Raw genomic sequence first — 17350 nt, forward strand, 5'->3', positions numbered from 1 at the left:
CTTCGCTCGTAAGCGGCCGGTTGAGCGCCAGTGATGTGCGTCGCATCGGCCATTGCCGACATTGGGGCAGGCTGGGTTCTAGGTCAGCAATGTGACGGATTGCTGACGGTGGGCGGCATTGAGCAGCCGAATGGCGATTTCCTCTTTGATGCCGCCAACGAGCCGCAGGATGAAGCGCTCTTGGTGCCACGACGGACTACCAGCCTCTGCATTGCGGAGCAGTCGTCCGCGGCGTAGCAGCCGCCGCAAGGCTTCGTTGGCATCAGCGGCAGCGTATCCACCATCCAGCCCACCAAAGGCTGAACCGATTTTGTTTTCGGCTGGCTCGCGCTGCGTCACGCGCCGTTGGCTGATGAGATGCATCTCTGGCCACGGTTCAGCTACCCTGCCTTGAAGATGAACACCGGTATCGAACGGAATGGCTCTCGCCACCGCTCAAGCCACAAGCGCCCGAACTCCTGCTTGTGACTCGGGATATAATGTTCGATGACCACACGATACGTGCGCATCGCAAGATTTGTGATCTGCATGATAAGTTCATTGGAACCGTGCAAGCTTCGAAGCTTCTTCAGGCGCAGACCTGATCTCAGAAACTCGATATGGTCGAAATGTGAGCCCGCGTGAATGACGTTCGACCCTTTGGAGTAGAAGATGGCGTACTCATGCGCCCGCCCAACATCGGAAGCAATCTTGGCAATCGGAAATTTTCAAGGTAGTTGTCGCCTCAACGTTTAGATTTCAGGCGGCCTTTCGTTCCTGGTTATCGCACGGCGTAGTGCCTGCCAGGGTGTCGGTTCGATCCGGGTTCAGATGCACAGCACTTACGCGCTGCCAGTTGCGCGTCCGGCCTTTCCATCGGAGCGGATTGCGTTGCCGGGCAGTCTCGTAGAGCGCCGCGCGTCGATCCAGAATGTCCTGGTCGAGGTTGGCATGACGCTGCGCCGGTGTCACGAACCGGATCGCGCCGTGACGATGTTCATCGTTGTACCAGCGCACCAATGCGCCCACCCAGGCGCGCGCGGCGAACAGGGTATCGAACGGCTTGAGCGGATAGGCCGGCCGATACTTCAGTGTCTTGAACAGCGACTCTGAAAACGGGATATGTGATCAATCACATATGGCAGAGGATTTTTTGGTTAGCGATCGCGGCCGCGGAGGCATAACGGAGCCGATCAGGATCAGCCCGCGAGCGGTAACCAAAAAACCATTTGTGCTAAGCCGCTCCGCAGGCGGTGACCGCTATGGGCGTTGAATGACCACCGCGGTAATTTCTGCGGTCCAGTACGGGCGGCCGCAACCGGACTTCCAGCGATCGCGGAAAGCTTCGCACGCGAAAGTCTTTGGAAAGTAAGCGTCAACAGGCCAGTGACCCGCAGTTTTGGCATATTTTGACGCGATCGCGGATCGATGGCGCAAGTCCGGCTGCGTTAGCCTCGTCGGGAAAGGCAAACGTGTGCGGAAACAGGTGCGGTAGCAACTAGCGCGCATGGTCAGGAGCTGGCGGGGCGCGTGGAAGGCTGCCGGGCATATCTTCAATGCGAAGCATGTGGCCCTTGCCGCACACGGGGCATTCCCGCAGCGACCTGCCGGTCAGGCGTTGGTAGCGCTCACGGTAGTCTTCGGCCGGTTGGACCGACGCAGCGGCGGGCGGCTCGACGCCGAGCAGCCGCCGGCAGGTGGCAAGTCGGTCTGCCCGGTGACAGTTGGCGAGCCAGCCGTAGCTGCGGATGCGCTTGAAGCCGTCGGGCAGCACATGCAGCAGGAAGCGGCGGATGAACTCGTCGGCCGTGAGCGTCATGGTGCTGTGCCGGGCGTCGTGCCGGTAGTCCTTCCAGCGGAACTGCACGGCGTGTCCGTCGAAGCCCAGCAGCCGGTTATTGGAAATGGCGACGCGATGGGTATAGCGGCCCAGGTAATCGAGCACGTGTTTCGCACCGCCAAAGGGTGGCTTGGCGTAGACGACCCACTCCGACCTGGCAGCGGGCGCAAGCCAGGCAGCGAACCCGCGGGCATCATGCAGCGGTTCGAGCTGGCCGTGTAGGCGAAGCATGCCGGCGTCGAACGCGCAGCGCAGCTGGTCGAGGAACAGTCGTCGAAAGAGCCGTGAGAGCACCCGCACGGGCAGGAAGAAGCCGGGGCGGCAGGCGATCCAGCGCTCGCCGTCCGGGGAGATGCCACCACCGGGCACGACACAATGCACGTGCGGGTGGTGCAGCAGATTCTGCCCCCACGTGTGCAGGATCATGATGAAACCGATCTCGGCGCCCAGGTGCTTCGGATCGGCGGCGATCGTACGCAGCGTCCCGGCGCTGGCGCGAAACAGCATGTCATAGAGAATGCGTTTGTTCTGGTGCGCGAGAGCCGCGATGGGTTCAGGAAGTGTGAAGACGACATGGAAGTACCCCACCTGTGGAAGCAGCTCGGCCTGCCGGCGCTCGAGCCATTGCGCGCGGGCGAGCGACTGGCACTTTGGGCAATGTCTATTGCGGCACGAGTCGTAGGCGATGCGCTGATGGCCGCACGCGTCGCACCGCTCGACATGTCCTCCGAGCGCGGCGGTACGACACAGTTCGATGGCGCTCATCACACGCCGCTGGACACGACTGAGCCCGTCGGCATGGATTTGCCGGTACTGCGGGCCGCAGCGGCGAAGGATGTCCGCCACCTCGAGCGCCGGACGCATGGGTGCGCTCAGAAATACTCGGGCGCAGGAGGCGGAGATGGAATGGGTTCGGGATGCGGGAGCAGGTCGAAGGGACTGGTGGTAGCGCACACGGTGCTGGTCGCGATTCGTAAGTAGCGCGAGGTAGTCGAAAGGTAAGCCGTCAATTAACGACGCCCTTCCAATGGGAGACGTAGGGGCAGATGCTAGGTGTCCGCGTGGACACATGCACACCTACCTCAATGACAGAGAAACAAGACCTTCGAAACAGACTGGTGGCCGGTCGCAAACGGGATGGCCGGCGGGAATTTAACGAAGATGCGGTGCAGGAACTGGTCGTGATGTGCCTGAGGCCGGGCGTGTCCATCGCACGAGCGGCCATGGACCACGACGTCAATCCGAACCAGTTGCGTCGATGGATCACACGCTATCAGCAGCGTCAAAGTTTGCCGATGTCAGGAGGCGAGGACCCGATGGTCATCGATGATGTTCCCATCGAGGTTCCCGCACCGACGTCCATGAGTCCCATGACTGCTGGCATAACACCGGCGTTTGTGCCGGTTGTTTCTGCGCCATCAACAGTATCGCTGGTGGATCGGCGAGGTTCGTCCCCAGTATCAGCGATGGCGCTTGCGTTACACGTACGGCTACCGAACGGAGTGGAGTTCGACTTCGGCGATGCAAGTCTCGACGAACTGACGACGATCATCCAGATGCTCGGGAGGATGCCGTGTTCCGGTTCGACGAAAGCCTGAAGGTGTATCTGCATCGCGAGCCCGTGGACTTCCGCATGGGGATCAATGGCCTGTCGATTCTCGTCGAGCAGGCGATGTCCCTGAACCCGATGGCCCGGGCTCTTTACGTGTTCGCCAACCGCCGGCGTGACCGGATCAAGATTCTTTGCTGGGACGGCAACGGGTTCTGGCTGTTACTCAAGCGTCTTGAAGCGAACGACCGCTTTGTCTGGCCCGCTGCTGTCGAGATTGCCATGCTCAGCGTTGAGCAGCTTCACTGGTTGCTACAGGGCATCGACGTTACTGCCATCAAGAAACACCCGCAACGACATTACGCGCGCGTGAGTTGAACAGGAAGACGGTGTGCAGGTCTAACCTGGCATGCCGATCAACGTCACGATCACCGCCGAGGAACTCAAGGAGCTACTCGCCGCGCGCGCTGAGCTCGATATCGCCCAGCAAGAACGTGATGAATTGCGCAGCACACTGCGACTCGTGACTGCTGAGCGGGACCTGGCCGAGGAACGGCTGCGGGCTTACAAGCGTGAGCTCTTTGGTGCGTCGAGCGAAGCGCGGGAATCCGGCCAGTTCGGCCTGTTCAACGAAGCCGAAGCGTTGGCGAGTGTCGGCGCCCAGCCTGCGCAAGAGGACACGCCGACAACAACGGTAGCCACCCATGCTCGTAAGAAGCGCGGCCGCAAGCCGCTCGATCCGGCACTGCCGCGCAAGATCGTCCGGCATGAACTGCCTGAGTCGGAGCGCTTCTGCGCTAACGATGGTCACGCACTGGTCGAAATCGGCGCTGAAACCAGCGAGCAGCTCGATGTTATCCCGGAACAGATTCGCGTCGTTCAGCACCAGCGCATCAAATACGCATGCCCGTGTTGTGATCTGGGAATCAAGGTAACGCCGGCGCCACCACGGATTATTCCGCGCGGACTGCTTACCGAATCGGCGCTGGCGTGGGTTATCACCGGCAAGTACCAGTTTGGCATGCCGATCTACCGTCAGGCAGGACTGCTACGTCGCTTCGGCGGCGACATCTCGTCAAACACGATCGCCGTCAGCGTCGTGCGCGCAGGGCTGGCAGTTCAGCCGGTGATCAACCTGATGCGCGATGTACTGCTTGAGTCCGACCTGATCTATGGCGACGAAACCACCTTCCAGGTGCTCAAGGAGCCCGGGCGACGGCCACAAACCAAAAGCTATATCTGGGCTCAGATGAATGGTTCAGGGCCGCCTATGCGGCTGTTCACCTACACGCCTGGGCGCGGGGCGAAACACGCAGCGCAGCTTTATGCCGATATCAAACCCGGCGCCGCATTGATGACCGACGGGTACGAGTTATACAGCGGCATCGCGCGCGATCATCGACTCGTCCATCTTGGATGTTGGGCACACGCGAGGCGCGCGCTCGTCAAGGCCGAGGACACGGTTCCCAAAGCGGCCCGCACGCCAAACCTGTTGGCGACGCGCTTCATCCATCTGATCGGAAGGCTGTTCGCTGCCGAGGCGCGTAGCACAGAGTGGACAGCAGATCGGCGCAAGCGACTACGACGCCGATACAGCGTACGCGTGCTCGCTATCATCAAGCAGATGCTGATCGAGCATCTGCCCACCGTCGTTCCCGGCAGCATGCTGGGCAAAGCATTGCAGTATCTAAATGGGCAATGGCCGAAGCTGAGCCGCTACGTCGAAAACGGCGACTGGCCTATCTCGAACAACCCCTGCGAAAATGAAATCAGGCCGTTCGTCGTCGCGCGCAAGAGCTTCCTGTTTGCCGATACCGTTGCCGGCGCACATGCCAGCGCAAACCTCTATTCTTTGGTCCAAACCTGCAAGGCCGGCGGCATCGATCCATATCGATACCTCACCTGGCTGTTCCAGCGCCTTCCTCTCGCGCAGACCGCCGACGACTACGCCGCGCTAATGCCCTCGAACATGCCCGCTGGACCACGTTAAGTTGGTCGCTTCTCTCTCCACACTCTCTGACCGGCGTCGTTAATTGACGGCTTACGTCGAAAGGGACCTGTGACCCATGAGCAGCTGGATCCTTCGTACGTCAGCACCCGTTTCCAGCAGGTGCGTGGCGAACGCGTGCCTCAAGGAATGCGGCGTGATGGGCTTCTTGATGCCGCTGCGCTCCCGTGCCCTGTTGCATGCCTGCCGGATCGCGTCAGCGGAGATCGGGTGTCCGGGGATGTCACCGGGAAAAAGCCAGTCGCGAGGATGAGCGTCGTGCCAGTACGCTCGCAGGATCTCGAGCAGGCGCGGGGATAGCATTACATAGCGATCCTTACGGTTCTTGCCCTGGTTCACGCGGATGACCATGCGCTGACTGTCGATGTCGATGGCCTTCAGGTGCGCAACTTCTGAAATTCGCAGACCGGCGGCATAAGCGGTCATCAGCATGGCCCGGTGTTTCAGGCCGGGAATGGCATCGAAGAAGGCTTTAACCTCGTCGAAACTGAGGATGACCGGTAGCCTCACCGGCTTCTTCGGCAGGGGAAAGTCCTCGTCACTCCAGTCGCGTTTGAGCGTCACGCGGTACAGAAACCGCAGGGCGCCGATCGTTGCGCCGAGACTGGCGGGTGCCAGCCTGCGCTCTTCGCGCAGGTAGACGAGCCAGGCCCGGATCTCCTCGGGACCCAGCAGTTCGGGCGAGCGGCGGAAGTGCCGGGCGAAACTGCGTACCTGAATCAGATAGGATGTCTGGGTATTATCCGCAAGGTTGCGGATCTGCATGTCATGCAGCATGCGTTGGCGCAGTGGTGTCATGGCGAGCCTCCTGGAAACAGCGGGTGGAATGCCCAACCGGGCGTTCACATACTGCTCCTGGCGACACCGCTCACCACCTCGCTGGGTTTCAGCGTCAGACAACCCTCGTCATCAAACGTCAGCCATAGACCTGTGTCCACCTCCCCCTCCCGCGTCAGCGGGTTAGTACATCCCTTAATATGTTGCGGTCGAAGATATGTAGCGCGAGGCGCAGAACGCCGGGATCCACCGAGGAGATCCCGACGCGCAGACGGCACATATTTTTTGAAGATTCTGGCTATATTTCCCGGAGAAACGTCATCAATGACGGCAAGTCACGTTGTCGCAAGGGTTCCGCCGATTGCCCGGAGACATCAACGCTGGCTAGCGCTTTTGCCTTCATTTCCAAATCAACCTCAGCGTAGATATTCGTTGTGTCCAACGAGACATGCCCCAGCCACGCCCGGATTGTATTGATGTCGACGCCGCTACGCAGCATATGGACGGCAGTCGTGTGCCGACAATGTCTCTAACGACATTGACGTCACTATGTGCCCTTCCTGACTATGTCGGGTAACGTGGATGGGCTTCCTCGATCACCTTTGGTACTGTGGGTTGCGCAGCGATGTACCCGGCTAGTCACCCGACATAGTTTTCCGGTACTACAAGCTATTCAGGAAATCCAGTAGCTGGTCTGCCGGTCGGTAGCGTCCTGGCTTGCCGCGGGGCGGAGATGTCTTCGCAAGAGCTTCCTCCTTCATCGCGAGTGTCGCTTCGACATAGATCTGCGTGGTTTCCACCGATTCATGTCCGAGCCACAGCGCAATCACAGAACGACGAACGCCCGCTTGCAGAAGGTCCATGGCCATCGTGTGTCTCAAACGGTGAACGGTGACCCGTTTCTGCTTCAGCGACGGGCAAACTCTGGACGCCGCTTCGCGATGCCTGTTTAGCAGATATTGCACGCCATGGACAGTGAGGCGTTCTCCCCTTGCGCTGGGAAACAGCAGATCACCGTCACCGCGTTGCGGTTCTCGCAGCCACGCTTTCAATACGGCCAGTGTAGATTTGGCGATCGGTGTACAGCGCTCTTTGCGCCCTTTGCCGATCACGCGTACGTGCGCGCCAACGCCGAGAATAAGGTCATCGCGTTTGAGCCCGGTCATCTCGGAGAGGCGCAGGCCTGTCTGCACGGCGACCAGCATGAAGGCGTGATCACGTCGGCCAGACCAGGAGCGCTGATCCGGCGCAGCCAGCAAGGCATCGACTTCGGGACGTGTCAGGAAGTGCACCAGGGTGCGGGTAAAACGCTTGCTGGGGATGGCGAGTACCCGCTGGATCTGCGCGGAATGCGCTGGTGTCTCGAGCGCCGCGTAACGAAAGAAGGAGTGAATCGCTGTGAGGCGCAGATTACGGCTGCGAACGCTCAAGCCATGACGCTTCTCCAGGTCGTCCAGAAATGCAACGATCAAAGGGGCATCGATTTCCTCGAAATTCATACGTGAGGGCTGCTTGTGCAGCCGTTGTTGCGCGAACTTCAGAAATTGACGAAAGGTATCGCGATAGGAGGCGATCGTGTGAGGACTCGCCTGGCGCTGCTGCATCAGACGCTGTGTAAAGAAGCGCTCCAGCATCGGGGCAAAGGTGGCCGACGCGTTCATGACCGACTCTCCCAGTGCTGCTCGAGTCGGCGCATCGCCTCGCGCATCAGTTCCGGCGAGGCGCTCAGATACCATTGCGTATCAGCGACGTGGACATGACCGAGGTAGGCTGACAGGATGGGTAGGCGGCGCTCGGGGTCCTGTCCTGAACGGTACCAGCGTACAAGCGTATTCGTTGCAAACACGTGCCTCATGTCGTGCAGACGTGGGCCATGACTGTCCGCTGGACCCCGCAAGCCGATCTGCCGGGACAACGCATAGAAGTGGCGATGAATCTCGCCGCCGTCCAGACGATTGCCCTGGTTGGAAACGAACAGATAGGACGACACCGGTCGATTCGCCCAATGGCGTTTGCGGCGAGCAATGTAGTCGGCAATTACCTTGCAGGTCGAGGCGTGCAGGGGGATGAGTCTGTCCTTGCCAAACTTGGCACCGCGAATGGTCAATACTCCCGCTACCAGATCGACGTCCTGAAGCTCAAGATTGCGCGCTTCACCCAGACGCATGCCCGATACGCTCAACAAGCCAAACAGGCAATGGTAGGTCCATGGTTGCAGTTCGTCGCGTTGGTAGCGGCAACGTATTTGGAGCGCGGCATGGAGTAATCTGCGAATCTCGTCGTCCGAGTACAGATAGGGTCGAGCCCGTTTCGGCGCGAACGGCAGCAGGCCAGGTGCAGGAATCTGCGTGCGTGGATCGGTCGCACTATGATGACGTGCGAACTGGCGCACGAAACTTAGTCGTCGCGCCCAGTTTGCAGGTTGGACGTTTGAAGGTTGCTGGGCCCACCTAAGAGCCAATGCCTGGGTGATGCAGGAAGCGCGGTGCCGTTCCATGAACGTGACGAAATCAGGCAAGACCTTGCCAGCCTCTTCAAGCTTGAATCCCAGGCTTCTCCTCAGGCTGAGATACTCCTGAACGGCCTGCCGGAGCGTGTTCACCGTACACCTCCCGGCCACGGCAGGGCCAACGTACGCAGCGCCTTGATGTCGACCTTCGTATAGATCTTCGTGGTTTGGGGATGACGGTGTCCCAACAGTTCGCCTATCTCGCCGAGCGACGCACCGTGACGCAGCATCTCGCTGGCCAGTCCATGGCGAAACTGGTGTGCCCCCATGGTTGGGGAATCGATGCCTGCGCGCTGGAGCGAATGCCGAACGATGGAGCCCACCCCACTTGCATCATGGAAGCCAGTGACAGGCGCCTTGGAACGCAAAAATACACGGCGACTGGCGCTACGCGATCGACCGTAACGAAGGTATGCAGCGATCGCCTTGCCGACATCGGTGGGTAAAGGCAGTCCAGTGTGTTGTCCACTCTTGCCGTGTACGCTTAGATGGCCAGTGTTCCAGTCAATATCTTCGAGCTCGAGAAATGCGACTTCCCCTGAACGCAATCCCAGGCGAGCGAGCAGCAGCAGGATGGCGTAGTCACGACGACCGACGGAGGTCTGTCGATCGATACTAGCCAGCAGTTTCCGTGTCTGCTCTGCTGGAATCGCACGGGGGATTGACGGCATCGACCAGTTGGCCACGACCGGAACGGCAGCGGCCAGATCGAGCGTTATGTCGCCCCGATAACACGCGTAGCGTAGAAAGGATCGCAGCGCGGTGGTCATGAGCTTGGCCCGCTTCAAATGCAGCCGTGCCGCCTGACGTTGCACGAATCTCACTACGTCGCACGCACGCAAATGCGAGAGCCTGACTCGTCCGTCGCCAAAGCAGTCTTCGAGAAAATCCTTGATGAACGGCACGTAGTTGACGATCGTTGCTTCGGCCAGGGCCCGTGCCTCGCGCAGGTACTCCTCGTATGCTTGTACGCAGGACTCGACAGGGGTTGGCCGTCGCGCCGGTATCTTCTGCCTGGAAATCAAACCCTCACGATCAAGAAAGTCAATGAGGTGTCTGAGCGCGGCACGATCCCCCGGACAAGGCCGTACGCGCCGAGCACGATAGCGCAAATATCGCACCGCGTGATCAGGGCAGACGCTGCGCAAATTGATTCCTGTTCGTTCAAGCCAGCGGCTAAAAGCGGCAGCGAGCCGAACCTTGTACTGCAGTGACTGCACACTGTACCCCTGCTCGGCTATCGAATTCGCAAAGGCGACGATATGGACCGCGACCGGCCCCTCTGGCGGGCGAGATAAAACGATATGGTCACGAATCGTGCACTTCATGATGGACTCCTTCCCGGACGCCGGGGGCTGATGGAAGGAATCAAGACTATCTCTATCTCACAACACGTATTTACCCAAAAAATACGGGCTATTGTTCAATTACAAGACATAGTCAGGAAGGGCACATAGTGCCGAATGTTGTGCGGGCTGACCCGCTTGGCCTGCATGGATGGCATTTCATCGCTTGCCATCTCGGCGTAGTGGGTGACGAGACGGTGGATGCCGAATCGCGTCATCGGCCTGTTCGCTCGACCAAGGAAGACGACCTGATCAGTGCCTCGTCCGTTGATCAGCTTTTCAAGCAAAGGCGGCATCATCGGCCAAAGTGGACACATCCGTATCTTGTTGCCTTTCCCACGTATCCGCACCGACGGTGGATCGTTGAGACGAAGATGGTCGATGGTCAGGCGTGCGGCTTCGTCAGCCCGGGCGCCGCTGTTGTACAGAAACAAGAGCAAGCAATAGTCGCGTAAGCCGAGTGCGGTACGCCGGTCTGGCTGGCGCAGCAGTGCATCCATCTCAACCTTTTCAAGGTAGGTGACGAGGGTCTTGTCCGTCTTCTTGAATGGCACCATGCGAACCTCAGTGCACCAGGACAGATGCACAGGTGAGCGCATGCCGATAAAACGGGCCAGCGAATGGATGGTCCCAAGGCGCTGGTTGCGCGTCACGCCGGTACAATGCCGTTCCCGCTCCAGATAGTCTAGGAACTGCCGCACGACCGAAGGCGATAGATCGTCGACAGTCATCTTGTCGATGGCGACGCCGGTACGCTTGCTTGCAAATGGCAAGAGCAGTGTCAGCGTGTCGCGGTAGCTCGCCTGCGTGTTGCGAGACAGATTGCGTTCACCGACCAGATATTCGAGGAGGAAACGGCGAATCCATGTGCCAAGTAGATTCTTGTCAATCATGATGGCCTCCGCAGGCTGCGTACCTGGCGAAGAGCCGGCTGGCTTCTTGAAGCAACTCCGGAGTCATTTGCAGATAATGCTGGGTCGAGCTAATCTCGACGTGTCCGAGGTACGTTGACAGTTGCGGCAACAGACGTTGCACATCCTGGCCGGACCGGTACCAGGCAATCACTCTGTGGACGGCTGCCGTATGACGCAGATCATGCATTCGTGGCGGACGCAGCTCGCCCGGTGGGCATTCAATGCCTGCGACGCGTCGTACGCGCTGAAACAGCGTGATGACGCGCGGATAGTTCCAGAGCGCTCCGGTACGAGACGCAAAGAAACGCGAATCTTCGCCGTCTGGCATGTTAAGTCTACGGCGACGATCGGCAAGCGTTGCCAATGCCACAGTCAGTTTCGGGCCGATCGGCACCAGCCGCGTTTTGCTGAATTTGGTGTCGCGGACAGTAATGATTCTCTGTTCGAGGTCGATATCGCGCATGGTTAGTCCCAGCGCTTCGCTGACTCGCAGCCCGCTGCCATACAACAGTAGGATCAGGGTCCGGAACATCGGCGCTTGTAGCTGACTCTGGGCGCTCTCCAGCACGGACGCAGCGTCGAGCAATCGCTGCAGCTCCGACGTCGAATAGATATAAGGCGTTTGTTGCAAGGGGAACTTGGGCAGTACCGCCGGCAATGGCGATACTGTGACGTGCCCTCGGCTGATGGCGTACCGATAAAGGCCGGCCAGTAATCGGTACTTGGTCCGCCATGTTGAGCTAAGTGGGCCTGCGCCTTGCAGGAACTTCAGGACAGCTCCTGATTGAACGTCGGCAATATGCACATGACCCATCTGACGTTCGAATCGACGTAGCGTGCGCCGGGCAGTCTTTGAGCGCAAGCCGAGTGACTGTTGCAAGACGATATAGGCCTCGATGACAGTGGCGAGTTTCATAGCAGTTCTCCCAGATCGAAGTCGCCCACCTCGCGAAGCGCGGTAAAGTCCACCTTGGCATACGTGCGCGTTGCTTCTGTACTGCGATGTCCGAGGTGATCGCCGATCTCCTTGAGCGTCAAGCCGTCTGCAACAAGCCGCGTCGCGCACGCATGTCGAAGCGCGTGCGGGCCTCGATGGACAACTTTGATGCCGAGCTCCAGAAACTTCGAACTGACGATCTTGTAGATGGCCGCCCGCGTCAATGGACGCCGAGGCGAGTGCAGTCCGATAAATATCTCAGGGTAAGGTGTTGACGGACGCACGATGTCGATATAGCGGGCCAACGCTTCTGCCACGGACGGCAACAACGGATAGACCTGGGGTTGCCGTCGCTTTAGCCGGAATATCCGGATGACATGTTGTTGCCAGTCCACCTGGTCAAGCCGCAGTGTTGCAACCTCGGTAGCACGCATGCCATAGATGGACAACAGCATGAGGATCGCGCGGGCCCGTATATCCTGAGGTGCGTCGAACACGGTGCACGCCAATAGCTTTTGCACATCGCGCCAATCCGGAGCGTAAGGCAACGACCCTTGTGCATATATGCGCGGGCCACGTATTGCATCGGCAAGTTGAGAATGGCACCAGCTCTGCGACGCAGCAAAGCGCAGGAAGTTCTTCAATAACGCTGCGACGGTTGCGACTGTCCGTCGGCCCCAAGGATGAGCGAGGTCATCGATAAAGTAGGCATCGATGTCGCTAGGCTGAAGAAGTTGCAATTCACGATTGCCTGCGTCGCACCAGATCAGGAAATCCCGGACACGGCATCGCCATCCGACAATGGTGGAATTTGTAAATCCGCGCTCGTCACGCATCCATAAGCAGTACAGATCGAGCTTATCCTGAAATTTACATGGAACGGCTGGCTCATTCCACCACCCGAGAAACCGAAGCCATGGACGAGTGATGTTGATAAACCTTCGCCTAGTCGTGCCAGCATTCTGGAAAGCCACTCTCCGGTCGGCAAGCGCCTCAAGACCATCCATGTCGAGGCCGTTTCTAGCATCCCCGTCAAGCAGCCGGGCGGCCCATAGCAATTCATTGCATTTGATCCGCATCGACCAATACGTGGCACCGGTATCAGAGCAGTGCTGGAGATAGCGCTCACGCTCGGCGGCAAGCGGCGCGTCTTGATGGCGGCGCAAAGCCGTCGCGGACGACAGCAGTTTCTCAAACATGGCGAACCTCCAGTTGATGGATGGATCACCAGATCACGCTAATTAATATGTGACGTCAAGATTGCTGAATCCTGCCTACTTACAACTCAACCGTTAAGTGGTACAACATATCTTCGACCGCAACATATTAAGGATTGTCGTTGCTCACGCCCGGGCGACTCAACGACGGCATGACACCTAACTCCTGAAGGGTGGCGAGCATCGTCGCGCCTTTCATTGGGCCGCCGTTATCCGAATGCAGGATCACCTGATCGGGCTGTAACGCTTCACGTGCGCAAAGGTCCCGGAGGACTTCGCTGGCCAGGACGCTGCTTTCCTCGGCATAGACCTGCCATCCGACAATCTTGCGGCTGATATGACTTCCCGTGTCAAGAGAGATCGGTTTTCGGTTTTTCAGGACGCTAAATTTCCTGAGGGCGACGTAGCAGTAAGTCTCGACGGTGGATCACCCTGATATCCGCGGGTTGGTTACCGCATTACAGTGTTCCGCCCAATGAGCCTGCCGCTATCTGAAGCCGCAAATCGGATGACATCCGCTGCATAGCCGGAGCGCGGGTTACTCGTGTGCCGGGCTACGCCGCCTTCAGGAAACTCCTTCAGATTGCTGCTTTTCAGTGGCCGGCAGGATGAAGCTGGTGTGTTGGCTGTGCACGGCCCGGTACAGCCAGGGACATTGACAGCCGGCCAATGTCCCAGAGAAATCCCGCGAGTTCACGGGCCACGGCAACCACAGCGATGTTCGCATTCTTGCCGCGCTCTGCCAGTTTGCGATATCGACGGCACAGCCGCAGCTGTGCGTCCCAGGCTCGATCGGTAATGGGCTTGGGAATGCCTTCTTGCCGTATGCGGCTCGTCGGGGCCGTTCCCCGCTTCACGAAAGACAGCTTCATGATGTGAGCTGATTCGTGAACCAGGAGGGTTTGCCGAGATGTCGGAGAGCGCAGCGAAAGATGGCCACCCCAAGCAGGGGCATCGTGTATATCCGCGGGAATTCAAGCAGCAAGTCATCAAGGAAACGCTGGAGCCCGGCGCATCGGTCTCGATCGTGGCGCGACGCCATGACATGAACGCCAACGTGGTCTTCGAGTGGCGCAAGCAATATCGGGAAGGCAAACTCGTGCTGCCCGACTCGAACGAGGTGCCTCTGCCCCGCGTGGGCGCCGCGCAGTTGTTTGCCGTCGATGTGATTGATATGCCCATGCCGACACCGCGGGCGTTGCCAGGAGCGGCGAGCGCGCCGTCGAAGACGGTGGACAGCGTATCGTCGCCGCCGCCGGTATGCGAGATCGAAATCGAGATTGGCAAGCGCCGCGTCCGGATTCGTGGGCTGTCGGCCGAGCGCGCCGAGATGTTCCTGCGGGAATGTCTGAAGTGATCACGCTGCCGGCGGGCACGCGCATCTGGCTTGCCGCAGGCGTTACCGACATGCGCTGCGGATTCCAGGGGCTGGCTGCGAAAGTGCAAACGGCACTTGAGGAGAATGCGCTGGGCGGCAACCTGTACATCTTTCGTGGCCGCCGCGGCGATCTCGTGAAAATCCTGTGGGCGAGCGACGACGGTGTCTGGCTGCTCGCCAACTAACTGGATTCATACTGCAACTCCTATTCGCGGATCAGAGGGTTTTGGATGCTACGCTCGCTCGCGCCACTTTCGCGCGGTCGGTGAGTCGATCCCATCGACTGCTGTGCTTTATTGGCAGGTCGGAATCCGGGACTTCATAGAGAAACGCGTAGTCGTTATAGGCGTGTCGTTTAACAAGGCCGTATTCGACCCACCTGACGAGGGTTGCTTCGTGAATGCCGAGTCGAGCCGCAGCCTCCAGTTTTGTGAGCATGCCGCGGTCGCGCAGTCTTTCGCGGCGGGATCGAAGTCCGTTTCGCTGTGCGATGTATGAGACGCGCAGAGCGTCGAACCGAATGTTGCTCTTACCTGGACGGACGCAACCGCCGGGACGGATGCCCCGATCATTAAGGAGCTGCGCAATCTGAGAGCATGTATGGTCATCGAGAAGCTTGTCGATGAGCTCGAGGACCTCTGGCTGAGTCTTGACCTGTTGCGCAGACGTTTTTGGATTCTGCGCCGTGAGCGTTTCAGTCTTGCCGGCCTTGAAGCGAACGTGAATCCGGGTTGTTCCTTCGCCTGGCAGTTTGACCAGTGTGACGTCCTCGACGATATAGGCTAGCAGCCGCTTTCGCTCTCGATTCGCCAACGATGAATCACGCCACAGTGTTTTGAAGTCCGCTGTCATTGCGATGAGCCGGTCGCGGATCGCATCGTCGAGTATGAGACGCTCCTGCTGCTGGCTACGGTCCCTTTGTTCTCTCGCGTCGGCCAACATGCGCAGCTTGTCGTTCCATTCTTGCTCGAGTGTGTCGGCGACCAGTCGGTTGCTTGGGTCGACCAGCATGAAGCGTCGTTGCGCAAGATCTGCATCGAACCGGGCGCGTTCGATAGCGCGCAGGCGTAACCGGTCGGCTTCATCGTGACGCGCTTCGATTTCCCTGCGTATCTCCCATGCCAACTCAACGGCAGCCGGAGTCATCGACGCGACGATCAATGCGCCAACTGCTTCATCAATCGGCGCTCCGGCAATTGACTGACAGGTAGGTTCGCCACGAGCGCCCTGTGCTCGGTCGCAGATATACCAGGCTTCCTGTCGTCCGCGTCGCGTAGCATATCGGAGCCGGAGATACCGGCCACAACGTCCGCAAACGGCGCGGCCCTGCAGCAGAGCAGCTCCCTCGCGTGGTGGCGACGATCGCGCAACTTTGTACCCGCGACCATTCGTCTCCAGAACTGTAAGGTTCTGCTGAAACTGCTCCCAGGTAATGTATCCTGGATGGGCGTCCGGAATGCAAGCAAGCCAGTCATTGCGATCACGCTTTCTCGGCACTTTCCGCCCGTCTGCGAGCTTGCGATAGTGCCGCCGACCGTAGGCGTAAGCACCTGCGTAGCGCGGATTGTTCAACATCCGAAGTGCCGTCGATGCGGTTACCACGACGCGCATGGAGCAGTTGCCGGTGGTGCTTTGCATTGCCGATACGACAGAGCTGAACTTTAACGGTCAGGACGTCGATGGGGCCGGCCCGCTCAGTTATGAAGCACAGGTGGGCATGTATCTTCACGCGACCTATGCGGTGACACCGGATCGGGAGCCGCTGGGTGTGATGAACGCATGGACGTGGGCGCGCGAGCCACGCGATGCAAACGGCAGGCGTGGCGGTGTCAGGGAAAGTGTGCGGTGGATCGAAAGCTATGAGATCGTGGCCGAACAGGCACGGGCCCTGCCTGACACGCGACTGGTGTATGTGGCCGATCGTGAAGGTGACATCGCCGCGCTCATGCAGCGTGCGCAGGAACTGGGTGAACCGGCGGACTGGCTGATCCGGTCCCAGCACAATCGTGCCCTGAGGGACGAAGAAAAGCTGTGGGAAAAGGTCCATGCGAGTAACGTGCTCGGCCATATCAGCTTCGTACTGCCCGGGCGCAGTGGCCAGAAGGCGCGTGAAGTGAGGCAGGAACTGCGTAGCCAGCGCGTCACGCTGCCCGGGCGCGCCGGTGTCGCGCTCACCTGCGTCGAGGCGTATGAAGTGGATGCGCCAGCGGGTGTGAAGCCCGTCATCTGGCGTCTTGTGACCAACCGCGAAGCGGGCGATGCGCATGCGCTCATCGAACTCGTTGACTGGTACCGCGCGAGATGGGAAATAGAAATGTTCTTCAATGTCCTGAAGAACGCCTGCCGGGTTGAGGCGCTGCAACTCTCACAGATGGAGCGCGTGGAGAAGGCGCTCGCGCTGTACATGGTCGTATCGTGGCGTATCGCGCGGCTCATGCGTGTCGGCAGGACGTGTCCGGAGCTGGACGCGTCGCTATTCTTCGCGGCTGACGAGATACACGGCGCTCACGTGCTCTGTAAGAAGGCGCGTCCGAAAAAACCACCGACGCTCAACCAGGTGATACGGATGGTCGCGTCACTGGGCGGATTCCTCGGGCGCAAGAGCGACGGCGAACCGGGCGCGAAGACGCTGTGGATTGGCATGCAGCGAGTCATGGATGCTGTGATCACCATTCAGATCTTGCGCGACGGCTACGACACTTCTGTATAACGAAATGCCCTAAGCGGCCTCACCAACGGCGACCCGTGAACGTCAGCAATGGCCGACATGCCGCCCTATGGGCTAGAAAAATAAATGGCCGTAGTACCTTGCGGCACCGGCGCCCTGCCATCTGCCGACTCCACCCCTCCCGATGCCGCAGACCGACCGGAGACACAAGCGACCCGTGTGCCCGTC

General features: G+C 59.4%; 16 protein-coding genes and 4 pseudogenes. 6 read left to right on the forward strand and 14 right to left on the reverse strand.

The window, feature by feature from the left end; translation table 11 throughout:
• Positions 1 to 78 precede the first annotated feature (78 nt).
• The 3 genes and pseudogenes from B0G83_RS35750 to B0G83_RS35760 all read right to left on the reverse strand — a co-directional run bounded on the left by B0G83_RS35750 (position 79) and on the right by B0G83_RS35760 (position 2683).
• Positions 79 to 363 (reverse strand): hypothetical protein, encoded by a 285-nt coding sequence (locus B0G83_RS35750; protein WP_105512009.1) that lies wholly within the window; start codon positions 361 to 363, stop codon positions 79 to 81.
• A 375-nt stretch (positions 364 to 738) separates the two neighbouring features.
• Positions 739 to 1098 (reverse strand): annotated as a pseudogene (locus B0G83_RS35755) (integrase core domain-containing protein); the annotation flags it as partial.
• A 379-nt stretch (positions 1099 to 1477) separates the two neighbouring features.
• Positions 1478 to 2683 carry an IS91 family transposase gene (locus tag B0G83_RS35760; protein WP_105512011.1) on the reverse strand — a complete coding sequence of 402 codons (1206 nt, stop codon included), beginning with the start codon at positions 2681 to 2683 and terminating at the stop codon, positions 1478 to 1480.
• A gap of 221 nt (positions 2684 to 2904) precedes the next feature.
• Here B0G83_RS35760 and B0G83_RS35770 point away from each other — a divergent pair, with 221 nt between their 5' ends.
• The 3 genes from B0G83_RS35770 to B0G83_RS35780 are packed head-to-tail and all read left to right on the forward strand — an operon-like array spanning position 2905 to position 5358.
• On the forward strand, positions 2905 to 3417 hold the full coding sequence (locus B0G83_RS35770; protein WP_258168480.1) for a transposase: 513 nt from the start codon (positions 2905 to 2907) through the stop codon (positions 3415 to 3417).
• The gene (gene tnpB, locus B0G83_RS35775) at positions 3393 to 3746 is read left to right on the forward strand and encodes an IS66 family insertion sequence element accessory protein TnpB (protein ID WP_146120354.1); all 354 of its coding nucleotides are present in this window, start codon (positions 3393 to 3395) and stop codon (positions 3744 to 3746) included. Before B0G83_RS35770 ends, tnpB (B0G83_RS35775) begins: the two co-directional genes overlap by 25 nt.
• Positions 3747 to 3777: 31 nt before the next feature.
• The gene (locus B0G83_RS35780) at positions 3778 to 5358 is read left to right on the forward strand and encodes an IS66 family transposase (protein ID WP_105512014.1); all 1581 of its coding nucleotides are present in this window, start codon (positions 3778 to 3780) and stop codon (positions 5356 to 5358) included.
• Between the two features lie 51 nt (positions 5359 to 5409).
• On the opposite strand, the gene B0G83_RS35785 is transcribed toward B0G83_RS35780, so the two are convergent.
• The 10 genes and pseudogenes from B0G83_RS35785 to B0G83_RS35830 form a co-directional block, all read right to left on the reverse strand.
• Positions 5410 to 6174 carry a site-specific integrase gene (locus B0G83_RS35785; protein WP_105512015.1) on the reverse strand — a complete coding sequence of 255 codons (765 nt, stop codon included), beginning with the start codon at positions 6172 to 6174 and terminating at the stop codon, positions 5410 to 5412.
• 277 nt (positions 6175 to 6451) lie between these two features.
• A complete protein-coding gene (locus B0G83_RS35790; RefSeq protein WP_374954975.1) occupies positions 6452 to 6652 on the reverse strand; it encodes a hypothetical protein in 201 nt (66 codons plus the stop codon).
• 163 nt (positions 6653 to 6815) lie between these two features.
• On the reverse strand, positions 6816 to 7814 hold the full coding sequence (locus tag B0G83_RS35795) for a site-specific integrase (RefSeq protein WP_105512016.1): 999 nt from the start codon (positions 7812 to 7814) through the stop codon (positions 6816 to 6818).
• Positions 7811 to 8755, reverse strand: coding sequence for a tyrosine-type recombinase/integrase (locus tag B0G83_RS35800; protein WP_105512047.1), 945 nt, complete (start codon positions 8753 to 8755; stop codon positions 7811 to 7813). Before B0G83_RS35800 ends, B0G83_RS35795 begins: the two co-directional genes overlap by 4 nt.
• On the reverse strand, positions 8752 to 9990 hold the full coding sequence (locus B0G83_RS35805; protein ID WP_105512017.1) for a site-specific integrase: 1239 nt from the start codon (positions 9988 to 9990) through the stop codon (positions 8752 to 8754). The genes B0G83_RS35800 and B0G83_RS35805 overlap by 4 nt, the downstream gene beginning before the upstream one ends.
• A 95-nt stretch (positions 9991 to 10085) precedes the next feature.
• Positions 10086 to 10901 carry a tyrosine-type recombinase/integrase gene (locus tag B0G83_RS35810; RefSeq protein ID WP_105512018.1) on the reverse strand — a complete coding sequence of 272 codons (816 nt, stop codon included), beginning with the start codon at positions 10899 to 10901 and terminating at the stop codon, positions 10086 to 10088.
• Positions 10894 to 11838, reverse strand: a complete 945-nt coding sequence (locus B0G83_RS35815) for a tyrosine-type recombinase/integrase (protein ID WP_105512019.1) — start codon at positions 11836 to 11838, stop codon at positions 10894 to 10896. The genes B0G83_RS35810 and B0G83_RS35815 overlap by 8 nt, the downstream gene beginning before the upstream one ends.
• The gene (locus B0G83_RS35820) at positions 11835 to 13058 is read right to left on the reverse strand and encodes a tyrosine-type recombinase/integrase (protein ID WP_105512020.1); all 1224 of its coding nucleotides are present in this window, start codon (positions 13056 to 13058) and stop codon (positions 11835 to 11837) included. Before B0G83_RS35820 ends, B0G83_RS35815 begins: the two co-directional genes overlap by 4 nt.
• A gap of 130 nt (positions 13059 to 13188) precedes the next feature.
• Positions 13189 to 13410: pseudogene (locus B0G83_RS35825) on the reverse strand (DDE-type integrase/transposase/recombinase); the annotation flags it as partial.
• A gap of 259 nt (positions 13411 to 13669) precedes the next feature.
• Positions 13670 to 13906 (reverse strand): annotated as a pseudogene (locus B0G83_RS35830) (hypothetical protein); the annotation flags it as partial.
• Positions 13907 to 13986: 80 nt separating this feature from the next.
• Here B0G83_RS35830 and B0G83_RS35835 point away from each other — a divergent pair.
• Positions 13987 to 14433 carry a transposase gene (locus tag B0G83_RS35835; protein WP_105512021.1) on the forward strand — a complete coding sequence of 149 codons (447 nt, stop codon included), beginning with the start codon at positions 13987 to 13989 and terminating at the stop codon, positions 14431 to 14433.
• Positions 14430 to 14639 carry an IS66 family insertion sequence element accessory protein TnpB gene (gene tnpB / locus B0G83_RS35840; protein ID WP_105512022.1) on the forward strand — a complete coding sequence of 70 codons (210 nt, stop codon included), beginning with the start codon at positions 14430 to 14432 and terminating at the stop codon, positions 14637 to 14639. The genes B0G83_RS35835 and tnpB (B0G83_RS35840) overlap by 4 nt, the downstream gene beginning before the upstream one ends.
• A gap of 31 nt (positions 14640 to 14670) precedes the next feature.
• Here tnpB (B0G83_RS35840) and B0G83_RS35845 read toward each other — a convergent pair whose 3' ends face one another.
• Positions 14671 to 16029, reverse strand: coding sequence for a recombinase family protein (locus B0G83_RS35845; RefSeq protein WP_258168481.1), 1359 nt, complete (start codon positions 16027 to 16029; stop codon positions 14671 to 14673).
• 22 nt (positions 16030 to 16051) lie between these two features.
• Between B0G83_RS35845 and B0G83_RS35850 the strand changes: the two are divergent.
• Positions 16052 to 17164: pseudogene (locus B0G83_RS35850) on the forward strand (IS4 family transposase); the annotation flags it as partial.
• Between the last annotated feature and the right edge of the window lie 186 nt (positions 17165 to 17350).

It is taken from the genome of Paraburkholderia sp. BL21I4N1 (assembly GCF_002973525.1).
GTDB lineage: Bacteria > Pseudomonadota > Gammaproteobacteria > Burkholderiales > Burkholderiaceae > Paraburkholderia.

Coding starts and splice junctions, on each gene's coding strand:
- B0G83_RS35750 (WP_105512009.1), bottom strand. CDS start 363: ATGCATCTCATCAGCCAACGGCGCGTGACGCAGCGCGAGCCAGCCGAA.
- B0G83_RS35760 (WP_105512011.1), bottom strand. CDS start 2,683: ATGCGTCCGGCGCTCGAGGTGGCGGACATCCTTCGCCGCTGCGGCCCG.
- B0G83_RS35770 (WP_258168480.1), top strand. CDS start 2,905: ATGACAGAGAAACAAGACCTTCGAAACAGACTGGTGGCCGGTCGCAAA.
- B0G83_RS35780 (WP_105512014.1), top strand. CDS start 3,778: ATGCCGATCAACGTCACGATCACCGCCGAGGAACTCAAGGAGCTACTC.
- B0G83_RS35785 (WP_105512015.1), bottom strand. CDS start 6,174: ATGACACCACTGCGCCAACGCATGCTGCATGACATGCAGATCCGCAAC.
- B0G83_RS35790 (WP_374954975.1), bottom strand. CDS start 6,652: ATGCTGCGTAGCGGCGTCGACATCAATACAATCCGGGCGTGGCTGGGG.
- B0G83_RS35795 (WP_105512016.1), bottom strand. CDS start 7,814: ATGAACGCGTCGGCCACCTTTGCCCCGATGCTGGAGCGCTTCTTTACA.
- B0G83_RS35805 (WP_105512017.1), bottom strand. CDS start 9,990: ATGAAGTGCACGATTCGTGACCATATCGTTTTATCTCGCCCGCCAGAG.
- B0G83_RS35810 (WP_105512018.1), bottom strand. CDS start 10,901: ATGATTGACAAGAATCTACTTGGCACATGGATTCGCCGTTTCCTCCTC.
- B0G83_RS35815 (WP_105512019.1), bottom strand. CDS start 11,838: ATGAAACTCGCCACTGTCATCGAGGCCTATATCGTCTTGCAACAGTCA.
- B0G83_RS35820 (WP_105512020.1), bottom strand. CDS start 13,058: ATGTTTGAGAAACTGCTGTCGTCCGCGACGGCTTTGCGCCGCCATCAA.
- B0G83_RS35835 (WP_105512021.1), top strand. CDS start 13,987: ATGTCGGAGAGCGCAGCGAAAGATGGCCACCCCAAGCAGGGGCATCGT.
- B0G83_RS35845 (WP_258168481.1), bottom strand. CDS start 16,029: ATGTTGAACAATCCGCGCTACGCAGGTGCTTACGCCTACGGTCGGCGG.